Origin of the sequence: Kosakonia oryzendophytica, from assembly GCF_900094925.1 — a bacterium.
Lineage (GTDB): Bacteria > Pseudomonadota > Gammaproteobacteria > Enterobacterales > Enterobacteriaceae > Kosakonia > Kosakonia oryzendophytica.
In genome coordinates, this window is record NZ_FMAY01000024.1 from 1 (window position 1) to 10,897 (window position 10,897).

Below are 10,897 nucleotides of genomic sequence, written 5' to 3' on the forward strand. Positions count from 1 at the left end.
CGGCGGGACTATTACGACCAGATGTACATGATCTGGCTGAACATTTAGCTCCAGAACCTCACAATCCTTTATTCCGCAGAGAATGTAGATTGTCCTGTAAAGTTCCTTGCCCAACTTATCTTTCAGGATCCTGAAACGGTACTTAGGCGTCCAGACTATGTGGTATTTACAACGCCAATATACATGTGATGAACTCCTGTAAAGCCCCATGTCGGTTTGTCTCCTTTTACTTGTGGTGAGTAAGCAGAGATATTCCGGCATGGGCATTCTTCAGGCTATAGCCTTACAGGATCAATCACCACCTCCCCAGGAGGTGGTTTAGGGGTGACAATAAAAAAACGCCGGGGTTTCCCGGCGTTTTTATTACTACCTGAAATTACAGGCTTTCAGTAAAAGTACGAGCAATAACGTCGCGCTGCTGTTCTGGAGTCAAAGAGTTAAAACGCACAGCATAACCTGATACACGGATGGTGAGCTGCGGGTATTTATCCGGGTTCTCAACGGCGTCGAGCAGAGTTTCACGACGCAATACGTTCACATTCAGGTGCTGACCACCTTCCACGCGAACTTCTGGTTTCACTTCCATCGGAATTTCACGGTATTCGATATTGCCGAGCTTGCTAACAGCAACCACTTCATCTTCAGCATAGCCTGCTTTCGCGCATACGCAGCGTGCTTCACCTTTTTCGTTATCGAGCAGCCAGAACGAGTTCAGCAGGTTGTCATTTGCAGCTTTAGTAATCTGGATACCAGTAATCATGAATAGCCTCCCATGGGCACAATATTTGATTTCACCGGAATCTTTCCGGCCAATTGGTAAAACCATTGTTGTCTGATTGTTTATATACCAGTCCAGAAACCCGCATTCTTTGATTAAAATCAATAAAAACCACACTGTGAAAATGGTGATACCCGGAATTTCTTGTTTTATATCAAGTTACACCACTCACTCTCTCTTAAAATTTTTGTAAATTTTAAAAAAATTTTACAGGCAGGGCACCGGAAGCAGCGGGGAATTTTGTTCCGGGGAAAGAAGCAGTTAAGCTAAAGGGAACGAACTTCGCAGGAGAGCGGGATGACCACTTCTTTAACATGGCATGACGTGCTGGCCGATGAAAAACAGCAACCCTACTTTATCAATACCCTGAGCACCGTCGCGGCTGAGCGCCAGGCCGGGATCACCATCTACCCCCCACAAAAAGACGTGTTTAACGCTTTTCGCTTCACCGAGCTTGGCGATGTCAAAGTGGTGATCCTTGGCCAGGACCCATACCATGGCCCCGGACAAGCGCACGGACTCGCCTTCTCGGTACGGCCTGGCATCGCGATCCCGCCTTCTCTGCTGAATATGTATAAAGAGCTGGAAAAAACGCTTCCGGGTTTTGTCCGCCCGGAACACGGTTATCTGGAAAGCTGGGCGCGCCAGGGCGTATTGCTGCTCAACACGGTGCTGACCGTACGCGCGGGCCAGGCGCACTCCCACGCCAGCCTGGGCTGGGAAACCTTCACCGATAAAGTGATCAGTTTGATTAACGAGCATCGTGAAGGCGTTGTCTTTTTACTTTGGGGTTCGCACGCGCAGAAAAAGGGGGCAATTATCGACAGAACACGCCACCATGTATTGAAAGCACCGCACCCGTCACCGCTCTCCGCGCATCGCGGTTTTTTCGGCTGTAATCATTTTGTGCTGGCGAATCAGTGGCTGGAACAGCGTGGTGAGAAACCGATTGACTGGACGCCGACATTACCGGCGGAAAGTGAGTAAACCAGAATGTAGAAGGCCCGGTAAGCGCAAACGCCACCGGGCCTTTTGCCGGGTGGCGGCGACGCCTTCCCCGGCCAATAACACAACGGGTTACGCTTTGTTCTGACGCCACCATTCGGCCAGCAACACTCCGGTCGCCACAGAAACGTTGAGGCTTTCAACGTTGCCAGTACCGTCAATGGACACGCTAAGATCGGCACGGGACAACGTCGCATCAGACAACCCGTCGCGCTCCTGCCCTAACACCAGCACCATTTTCTTCGGCAATTCAGCCTTAAACAGGGATGTACCGTTATGACTGGAGGTCGTCACCAGCGCATAACCGGCCTGGCGGAACGCTTCAAGCGCATCAACAAAACTCTCTCCGGTGATCGCCTGAACGTGCTCCGCACCGCCTTCTGCCGTACGCACAGCCGCGCCGGACTCGATCACTGCCGCATCCTGCAGCACCACACCTTTCACACCAAAGTGCGCGCAACTACGCATAATCGCGCCGAGGTTGTGCGGGTTACCTACTTCTTCCAGTGCCAGGACGCAATCCTCAGCCCCCGCGGTGGCGACCCATTTCTCTACGCTCAAACCATTGCGTTTTTTGATCAGGAAGCACACGCCACCATGATGTTCAGTGCCGGAGGCTTTCGCCAGCTCTGCATCATCAACCACGTGATAAGCTTTGCGGTTTGCAGCCATCCAGCGCAGTGCTTCTTTAAAGCGCGGCGTGACACTCTGCACAAACCAGGCGCGGACGATGGAATCCGGACGGCTGCTGAACAGCGCCTGACAGGCATTTTCACCATATACACGCGTCTCTTCCGCACGCTGGCGACGCAGCACTTCCGGATCGATAAAACTTTTACCGCTGATCCCGCCATGATCCGGTTTCTCCGGCGTTTCGTCACCCGGTGCGCGGGAAACGGTGCGCCACGGAGAATCACTCTGACGGCTAAAATCTTCGCGCGATGGACGGCTTCTATCGTCACGCTGTGGTCGACCGCCACGGTCATCACGTTGAGAACGGCTTCTGTCATCACGGGCTGGGCGACGGCCTGCATCTGCACGAGACGATCCCGAACGCGCTGGCCCTTTCCCGGTGCGCGGGTTATAGCCACGTTTATCGGAATCATCATCACTGCGGACATACATCACTTTGACCTTGCCGCTTTTGTTGTTACTTTCGTCGTTCATGCTTTTCTCCACCAGCGCTGCGCGAAGCGCGCAGATTACCTGATGTCCTTGCGCTTAGCCATTACTTCGTACAAAAGCTATCGACTATTGTACTCATTGAATAAATCGCATTGTCGTGTGAAACCTTCTTATTAATAATATGTAACATTGAAGAAACATACCGGTGAAAAGCCGCGTTGTACCACCGCTTCCCTGAGGTTAGTTATGAATACCGTATGTGCAAGCTGCCAGGCATTGAACCGCATTCCTGAAGACAGAATGAACGACGGCGCGAAATGCGGGCGCTGTGGACATGAGCTGTTCGACGGCGATGTCATTAATGCCACTGGCGAAACCCTGGATAAACTGCTGAAAGACGATCTGCCCGTCGTGGTGGATTTCTGGGCGCCATGGTGCGGCCCGTGCCGTAACTTTGCGCCAATCTTTGAAGACGTTGCGGAAGAGCGCAGCGGTAAAGTGCGTTTTGTCAAAGTGAATACCGAAGCCGAACGTGAGCTGAGCGCCCGTTTCCGCATTCGTAGTATCCCCACCATCATGTTGTTCAAAAAAGGTGAAGTGGTCGACATGCTGAGCGGCGCAATGCCAAAAGCACCGTTTGATAACTGGCTCAACGAATCACTCTGATCCTGTCGGGGCGCATCTTGTGCCCCGTTTTGACCTCTGCGACAATGGCGTTTTTCCTGTGCATTCCTGATGACTGATAACGCCGTTCTTCAACTTCGCGCTGAGCGCCTTTCCCGCGCCACGCGCCCATTTCTGGCGCGAGGTAATCGCATCCGTCGCTGTCAACGCTGCCTGTTGCCACAGCGGCAATGCCTGTGCGATACCCTCAAACCTGCTGCTGCCCGTAGCCGTTTTTGCCTGGTAATGTTTGATACCGAACCCATGAAACCCAGCAATACCGGGCGTCTGATCGCCGATGTTTTACCCGATACTCTGGCGTTTCAGTGGTCGCGTACCGAGCCGCCGCAAGCGCTAATCGATCTCTGCGCCAGTGACGAATATCAGCCCATGGTGGTCTTTCCGTCCTCTTATGCTGGCAGTGAGCGCCAGGTGCTGAGCGCACCGCCACCAGGTAAACCGCCGCTGTTTATTATGCTGGACGGCACCTGGACGGAGGCGCGTAAAATGTTCCGCAAAAGCCCTTACCTGGATGCACTGCCGGTCATTTCTGTGGATTTGTCGCGGGTTTCGGCCTATCGCTTGCGTGAAGCACATGCTGACGATCAATATTGCACCGCAGAAGTGGCGATCGCTTTACTGGATCTGGCGAATGATAATGTCGCCGCGCAAGCGCTGGGGGACCATTTCACCCTGTTTCGCGAACGTTACCTCGCGGGTAAACCGCATCATCCATCCGCCATCACAGCAAACGAAGCAGAAAGCGTTTAATATCATCAGGTCACTCTTTTCAGGAGGCCGGTATGAGCCAACGAGGGCTGGAAGCGTTATTGCGTCCCAAATCGATCGCCGTGGTGGGCGCATCGATGAAACCGGATCGCGCCGGTTTTCTGATGATGCGCAATCTGTTGGCCGGCGGTTTTGCCGGGCCGGTGCTGCCGGTTACCCCTGCATATAAAGCGGTACTCGGTGTTCTGGCCTGGCCGGATGTCGCCAGTCTGCCTTTTACCCCTGACCTGGCAGTACTTTGTACCCATGCCCGGCGCAACCTCGATCTGCTCGATGCGCTCGGGCAAAAAGGGTGTAAAACCTGCATTATTCTTTCTGCGCCTCCTGAGCAGCATGCCGACTTACTCGCCTGCGCCAGCCGCTACCAGATGCGGCTACTTGGTCCAAATAGTCTGGGCCTGCTGGCACCATGGCAAGGATTGAACGCCAGTTTTTCTCCGGTGCCGATTACGCGCGGCAAACTGGCATTTATTTCTCAGTCTGCTGCGGTTTCGAATACCATTCTGGACTGGGCGCAGCAGCGGGAAATGGGGTTCTCCTACTTTATTGCTCTCGGCGACAGTCTGGATATCGATGTCGATGAGCTGCTGGATTTCCTCGCTCGGGACAGTAAAACCAGTGCGATCCTGCTTTATCTGGAGCATCTTAGCGATGCCCGGCGTTTTGTCTCCGCTGCACGTAGCGCATCACGTAATAAGCCTATCCTGGTGATTAAAAGCGGACGCAGTCCGGCTGCGCAACGTTTACTGAACGTGCACGCCGGGCTTGATCCGGCCTGGGATGCCGCTATCCAGCGTGCTGGGTTATTGCGCGTACAGGATACGCATGAGTTGTTTTCCGCCGTCGAGACGCTTAGTCATATGCGTCCGCTGCGGGGTGAGCGTTTGATGATTATCAGTAATGGCGCAGCGCCGGCTGCGCTGGCGCTCGATGAGCTATGGTCACGTAACGGCAAGCTGGCAACGCTGAGTGAAGAAACGCTGGCGCAGCTTCGCGCGGTATTGCCGGAATATGTCAATGTGAGCAACCCGCTGGATTTGCGTGACGACGCCAGTAATGAACGCTATGTCTCTGCGTTGACGGTTTTGCTGGAAAGCCAGGATTACGATGCGCTGATGGTGATCCACTCACCGAGTGCGACAGCGCCCGGTAGCGAAAGCGCGCAGGCGCTGATCGACGCCCTGAAAAAGCACCCGCGCGGAAAGTATGTCACCGTCCTGACCAACTGGTGTGGGGAGTTCTCCTCGCAGGATGCGCGGCGTCTGTTCAGCGAAGCCGGGCTGCCGACCTACCGGACGCCGGAGGGGGCTATCACGGCGTTTATGCATATGGTGGAGTACCGCCGGAATCAGAAGCAGTTGCGCGAAACGCCCGCTCTCCCACTCAGCCAGACAGCCGATACCGCCGAGGCATATAAGCTGCTGCGTCAGGCTATTGCAGATGGTGCCACAACGCTCGACACCCATGAAGTACAGCCTATTTTACGCGCCTGGGGTTTACAGACCTTACCGACCTGGATTGCGGGTGACAGCGCGGAAGCAGTGCATATAGCCGAAAAAATCGGTTATCCGGTGGCCTTAAAACTCCGCTCCCCTGATATTCCGCATAAATCGGAAGTTCAGGGGGTGATGCTCTATTTGCGTACCGCCAAAGAGGTGCAACAGGCTGCCGATGCCATTATCGATCGTGTGAAGATGAGCTGGCCACAGGCTCGCATTCACGGTTTGCAGGTGCAGAGCATGGCAAACCGTGCGGGAGCGCAGGAGCTCCGCGTGGTGGTTGAGCAAGATCCGGTGTTTGGTCCGTTAATTATGTTGGGTGAAGGTGGCGTGGAGTGGCGGGCAGAAGATCAGGCGGCTGTCGCATTACCCCCTCTGAATATGAACCTGGCGCGTTATCTGGTGATTCAGGCAATCAAAAATAAGAAGATCCACGGGCGAAGTGCATTACGCGCACTGGACATCGCGGGTCTGAGCCAGTTTTTAGTACAGGTTTCGAACCTGATTGTTGATTGCCCGGAGATTGAGCGCCTTGATATTCACCCGTTGCTGGCGTCCGGCAGCGAGTTTATCGCGCTGGATGTCACCATGACTGTCGCCCCCTTTGAGGGGAATGGCGAAACGCGTCTTGCCATTCGCCCTTATCCACAGCATCTGGAAGAGCAGGTGGAAATGAAAAACGGCGAAAAGTGCCTGTTCCGCCCGATTCTTCCTGAAGATGAGCCGCACTTACAGCAATTTATCGCGCAGGTGACTAAAGAGGATCTCTATTACCGCTATTTCAGCGAGATCAATGAATTTACCCATGATGATTTAGCGAATATGACGCAAATCGACTACGATCGGGAAATGGCATTTGTTGCAGTGCGTCGTACGAATGAAGGCGAAGAGATCCTTGGCGTTACGCGTGCAATCTCCGATCCGGATAACATCGATGCGGAATTCGCCGTGCTGGTACGCTCTGATTTGAAAGGGCTGGGTCTTGGGCGGCGTCTGCTGGAAAAGCTGATCAGTTATACGCGAGATCACGGACTTAAGCGCTTGAATGGTATTACTATGCCGAATAATCGCGGCATGGTAACGCTGGCGCGAAAACTGGGATTTGATGTCGATGTTCAGCTGGAAGATGGGATTGTGGGCTTGTCGCTCCCTCTGACGCAGACGGAAGAATCCTGAGTAAGGTACTGGAAATGTTGACCACTTTAGCGGGCTCGGTGTTATTATTGTCCGCTTATGTCGTCTGCATGGTACAGAAGACCCTTCAATAAACAGAGAAGAAACGCACTGTGATGTTGTCAAAATTTAAGCGTAATAAACATCAACAACACCTTGCCCAACTACCCAAGATTTCTCAGTCAGCGGATGATGTAGCCTTTTTCTACTCGCCTGCGGATTTCAGAGAAACGCTGCTTGCCAGGATAGCCAGCGCAACGCACCGAATCTATATCATTGCCCTGTATCTTGAACAGGATGATGGTGGGAAAGGAATTCTGAACGCACTGTATGAAGCAAAACGCCAACGTCCTGAACTGGATGTGTGTGTGCTCGTTGACTGGCATCGCGCCCAGCGTGGTCGCATCGGTGCCGCAGCGTCAAACACGAATGCCGACTGGTATTGTCGCATGGCGCAAGAAAACGCCGGCGTTTCGGTTCCCGTTTACGGCGTACCGGTAAATACCCGTGAAGCACTTGGCGTTCTCCACTTTAAAGGGTTTATTATTGATGACTGCGTGCTCTACAGTGGCGCCAGCCTCAATGATGTTTACCTGCATCAGCACGATAAATACCGTTACGATCGCTATCAGCTGATCCGCAATCCACAGATGGCCGATGTCATGCAAAACTGGGTCGTTCAGAACCTGGTGCAGGGGCGCGGCGTGAATCGGCTGGACAATCCTCAACGCCCGAAAAGTCCGGAAATCAAAAACGATATTCGCCAGTTTCGCCAGGAGCTGCGCGATGCCTCGTTTCATTTTCAGGGCGATGCCGATAACGAACAGCTCGCGGTAACACCGTTGGTCGGCCTGGGAAAATCCAGCCTGCTGAATAAAACGATCTTTCACCTGATGCCGTGTGCGGAACACAAACTGACTATTTGTACGCCGTACTTCAATCTGCCGGCGGTACTGGTGCGTAATATCATTCAGCTCCTGCGCGAAGGCAAAAAAGTCGAAATTATTGTCGGCGACAAAACTGCCAACGACTTTTTTATTCCAGAAGATCAGCCGTTTAAAATCATCGGTGCACTGCCTTATCTTTATGAGATTAACCTGCGCCGTTTCCTGAGCCGACTGCAGTATTACGTGAATACCGAACAGTTGGTGGTGCGTCTGTGGAAAGATGACGATAACAGTTACCATCTGAAAGGCATGTGGGTTGATGATGAGTGGATCCTGCTAACAGGTAATAACCTGAACCCACGCGCATGGCGACTCGATCTCGAAAACGCGGTGCTTATCCACGATCCAAAGCACGAGCTGGCAGCGCAACGCGATAAAGAGCTGGAGCTTATTCGCAGGCATACGACGGTCGTTAACCACTATCGCGATCTGCAAAGCATTGCCGACTACCCGGTAAAAGTGCGTAAGCTGATTCGCCGGTTACGCCGTATCCGTATCGACAAGTTAATCAGTCGTATTCTTTAAACCGAGGCCCCGTTATCGCACGGGGCTTTTTTTCAGGCTTTGCTAATGAAATATATTGTGCTGTTCGGTTCACTGCTGTTGACGGGATGCAGTCATATGGCGAATGACAACTGGAGCGGGCAGGATAAAGCACAACATTTCCTCGGCTCCGCTATGCTCTCTGCTGCAGGTAATGAAGTCGCACAGCATCAGGGGATCAGCCGCGATCGAAGTGCAATCTTTGGGCTGATGTTTTCTGTTAGCCTGGGAGCATCAAAAGAGTTGTGGGACAGCCGCCCGGCCGGAAGCGGCTGGAGCTGGAAAGATTTTGCCTGGGATGTTGCTGGCGCCACAACGGGTTATACCGTGTGGCAACTGGCCAGACATTAAAGGCGAATGCCTTTTCCTTTACGGTGTAGCATCAAAGAGACCAGAAATGCCAACGCGCCCATCAGAGTAACGTACCAGAAGAAAGCCGTTTCAAACCCAATCGATTTCAGTGACAGCGCGACATATTCCGCCGAACCGCCAAAGAGAGCGTTTGCCACTGCATAGGATAGACCGACGCCAAGTGCACGAACCTGAGCAGGGAACATCTCGGCTTTCAGGATCCCGCTGATTGATGTATAGAAACTGGCGATCACTAAAGCCAGCATAACCAGTACGAATGCAGCATAGGGGGACGTTACACTGTGCAGTGCACTGAGGATGGGTACCGTGCACACTGTGGCAAGACCACCAAAGATCAGCATCGAGGTACGGCGACCAATCCGATCAGACAGAGCGCCGATAAGCGGTTGGATCAGCATAAAGACAAACAGCGCGACCGTCATAATCACGCTGGCGACATTGGCATGCATCCCGGCAGTGTTCACCAGGTACTTCTGCATATAGGTCGTGAAGGTATAGAACGTGAGCGAGCCCCCAGCCGTAAAACCCAGCACCATAATGAAGGCTTTGCGATTACGCCATAACCCTTTTAGCGAACCAGCTTCTTTTAGCGCACGCACTTCCTGCTGCGAAGTTTCATCCAACTGGCGACGCAACCATAGAGCGACGATAGCCAGAGCAGCTCCGAGAGCAAAGGGAATACGCCAACCCCAGGCGCGAAGCGCTTCTTCCTCCAGAACCTGCTGCAATATCACAACAACCAGCAATGCCAGTAACTGCCCGCCAATCAGAGTGACGTACTGAAACGAGGCGTAAAAGCCTTTCCGCCCTTCAACTGCCACTTCGCTCATGTAAGTTGCACTGGTTCCATATTCTCCCCCCACTGACAATCCCTGAAACAAACGAGCCAGCAACAATAATGCAGGTGCCCAGGTTCCAATGGTCTCATAGCCCGGCAGGCAGGCGATCACCAGCGATCCCAGACACATCATGCACACTGAAATCAGCATGGATGTTTTACGACCGTGCCGGTCAGCGATGCGACCAAACAACCAGCCGCCAATGGGCCTCATCAGAAAGCCAGCGGCAAATACTCCGGCTGTTTGCAGTAACTGAGTGGTAGTGTTTCCGGCAGGGAAAAAAATATGTGCGAAGTAGAGAGAGCAAAAGGAATAAACATAGAAGTCAAACCATTCTACCAGGTTACCTGATGAGGCACCAATGATCGCCCATACCCGACGCCGGGTATCGCTGCTGGTGAGCGATTCATGTGTTGTCATACTGCTGTCAGCCATTGTAATGATACTCCTGCCTGAGCTATTGATGAGATGTGCACGTGGTGAGGTGTACACAGTAAGCATCCTTAACTCACTGATATGCAAAAAATGAAATGTTGCATATTTGTTATAAATAAATAGTGAGTTAAATCACATTTTCGCTTAGCTGGGTAAGGAATTCAGAATATAGCCCGGGTGGGGTGAATAGCAAAAAGGCCCAGTCTCTCGACTGGGCCTTCTGCTTAATTTGATGCCTGGCAGTTCCCTACTCTCGCATGGGGAGACCCCACACTACCATCGGCGCTACGGCGTTTCACTTCTGAGTTCGGCATGGGGTCAGGTGGGACCACCGCGCTAGTGCCGCCAGGCAAATTCTGTCATCAACACACCTTCCGGTCTGTCAATTTAATCTGTATCAGGCTGATTATTGTCTCTCTTCCGCCAAAACATCTTCGGCGTTGTAAGGTTAAGCCTCACGGTTCATTAGTACCGGTTAGCTCAACGCATCGCTGCGCTTACACACCCGGCCTATCAACGTCGTCGTCTTCAACGTTCCTTCAGGAGACTTAAAGTCTCAGGGAGAACTCATCTCGGGGCAAGTTTCGTGCTTAGATGCTTTCAGCACTTATCTCTTCCGCATTTAGCTACCGGGCAGTGCCATTGGCATGACAACCCGAACACCAGTGATGCGTCCACTCCGGTCCTCTCGTACTAGGAGCAGCCCCCCTCAATTCTCCAGCGCCCACG

The 10,897-nt window shown here is 52.8% G+C and carries 10 protein-coding genes and 2 rRNA genes; 6 read left to right on the forward strand and 6 right to left on the reverse strand.

What is annotated here, in order from left to right:
- Positions 1–210 (reverse strand): IS200/IS605 family transposase (gene tnpA, locus GA0061071_RS22990; protein WP_139109690.1); only part of this gene is annotated, 210 nt, incomplete at its 3' end.
- Between the two features lie 166 nt (positions 211–376).
- The gene (gene grcA / locus GA0061071_RS22995; RefSeq protein ID WP_061493639.1) at positions 377–760 is read right to left on the reverse strand and encodes an autonomous glycyl radical cofactor GrcA; all 384 of its coding nucleotides are present in this window, start codon (positions 758–760) and stop codon (positions 377–379) included.
- Positions 761–1,075: 315 nt separating this feature from the next.
- On the opposite strand from grcA, the gene ung reads away from it, so the two are divergent.
- Positions 1,076–1,765: a uracil-DNA glycosylase gene (gene ung / locus GA0061071_RS23000; protein ID WP_061493637.1), complete on the forward strand. Its 690-nt coding sequence runs from the start codon at positions 1,076–1,078 to the stop codon at positions 1,763–1,765.
- 90 nt (positions 1,766–1,855) lie between these two features.
- Here ung and GA0061071_RS23005 read toward each other — a convergent pair whose 3' ends face one another.
- Positions 1,856–2,950 carry a tRNA/rRNA methyltransferase gene (locus GA0061071_RS23005; protein WP_088238249.1) on the reverse strand — a complete coding sequence of 365 codons (1,095 nt, stop codon included), beginning with the start codon at positions 2,948–2,950 and terminating at the stop codon, positions 1,856–1,858.
- Between the two features lie 204 nt (positions 2,951–3,154).
- On the opposite strand from GA0061071_RS23005, the gene trxC reads away from it, so the two are divergent.
- The 5 genes from trxC (at position 3,155) to GA0061071_RS23035 (ending at position 8,873) form a co-directional block, all read left to right on the forward strand.
- Positions 3,155–3,574, forward strand: a complete 420-nt coding sequence (gene trxC / locus GA0061071_RS23015) for a thioredoxin TrxC (RefSeq protein WP_061493632.1) — start codon at positions 3,155–3,157, stop codon at positions 3,572–3,574.
- A 69-nt stretch (positions 3,575–3,643) separates the two neighbouring features.
- Complete coding sequence (locus tag GA0061071_RS23020; protein ID WP_088238250.1) at positions 3,644–4,342, forward strand: tRNA-uridine aminocarboxypropyltransferase; 699 nt, start codon at positions 3,644–3,646, stop codon at positions 4,340–4,342.
- A gap of 32 nt (positions 4,343–4,374) precedes the next feature.
- The gene (locus tag GA0061071_RS23025) at positions 4,375–7,035 is read left to right on the forward strand and encodes a bifunctional acetate--CoA ligase family protein/GNAT family N-acetyltransferase (protein WP_061493630.1); all 2,661 of its coding nucleotides are present in this window, start codon (positions 4,375–4,377) and stop codon (positions 7,033–7,035) included.
- Between the two features lie 113 nt (positions 7,036–7,148).
- Positions 7,149–8,504 (forward strand): CDP-diacylglycerol--serine O-phosphatidyltransferase, encoded by a 1,356-nt coding sequence (pssA, locus tag GA0061071_RS23030; RefSeq protein WP_061493629.1) that lies wholly within the window; start codon positions 7,149–7,151, stop codon positions 8,502–8,504.
- Positions 8,505–8,549: 45 nt separating this feature from the next.
- Positions 8,550–8,873 carry a YfiM family lipoprotein gene (locus GA0061071_RS23035; protein ID WP_061493628.1) on the forward strand — a complete coding sequence of 108 codons (324 nt, stop codon included), beginning with the start codon at positions 8,550–8,552 and terminating at the stop codon, positions 8,871–8,873.
- Here the strand turns inward: GA0061071_RS23035 and GA0061071_RS23040 are convergent.
- From GA0061071_RS23040 to GA0061071_RS23050, 3 genes are all read right to left on the reverse strand, one after another.
- Entirely contained in the window at positions 8,870–10,168 is a 1,299-nt protein-coding gene (locus tag GA0061071_RS23040) for an MFS transporter (RefSeq protein ID WP_061493627.1), read from the reverse strand. The two genes, GA0061071_RS23035 and GA0061071_RS23040, sit on opposite strands and share 4 nt — an antisense overlap.
- A gap of 234 nt (positions 10,169–10,402) precedes the next feature.
- Positions 10,403–10,518, reverse strand: a 5S ribosomal RNA gene (gene rrf / locus GA0061071_RS23045).
- A gap of 94 nt (positions 10,519–10,612) precedes the next feature.
- Positions 10,613–10,897: ribosomal RNA gene (locus GA0061071_RS23050) — 23S ribosomal RNA — on the reverse strand; the annotation flags it as partial.

Bases quoted from the DNA above. Each gene is read 5' to 3' on its own strand.
- GA0061071_RS23035 (WP_061493628.1), top strand. From the start codon at position 8,550: ATGAAATATATTGTGCTGTTCGGTTCACTGCTGTTGACGGGATGCAGT.
- ung (WP_061493637.1), top strand. From the start codon at position 1,076: ATGACCACTTCTTTAACATGGCATGACGTGCTGGCCGATGAAAAACAG.
- GA0061071_RS23020 (WP_088238250.1), top strand. From the start codon at position 3,644: ATGACTGATAACGCCGTTCTTCAACTTCGCGCTGAGCGCCTTTCCCGC.
- GA0061071_RS23025 (WP_061493630.1), top strand. From the start codon at position 4,375: ATGAGCCAACGAGGGCTGGAAGCGTTATTGCGTCCCAAATCGATCGCC.
- grcA (WP_061493639.1), bottom strand. From the start codon at position 760: ATGATTACTGGTATCCAGATTACTAAAGCTGCAAATGACAACCTGCTG.
- GA0061071_RS23005 (WP_088238249.1), bottom strand. From the start codon at position 2,950: ATGAACGACGAAAGTAACAACAAAAGCGGCAAGGTCAAAGTGATGTAT.
- GA0061071_RS23040 (WP_061493627.1), bottom strand. From the start codon at position 10,168: ATGGCTGACAGCAGTATGACAACACATGAATCGCTCACCAGCAGCGAT.
- trxC (WP_061493632.1), top strand. From the start codon at position 3,155: ATGAATACCGTATGTGCAAGCTGCCAGGCATTGAACCGCATTCCTGAA.
- pssA (WP_061493629.1), top strand. From the start codon at position 7,149: ATGTTGTCAAAATTTAAGCGTAATAAACATCAACAACACCTTGCCCAA.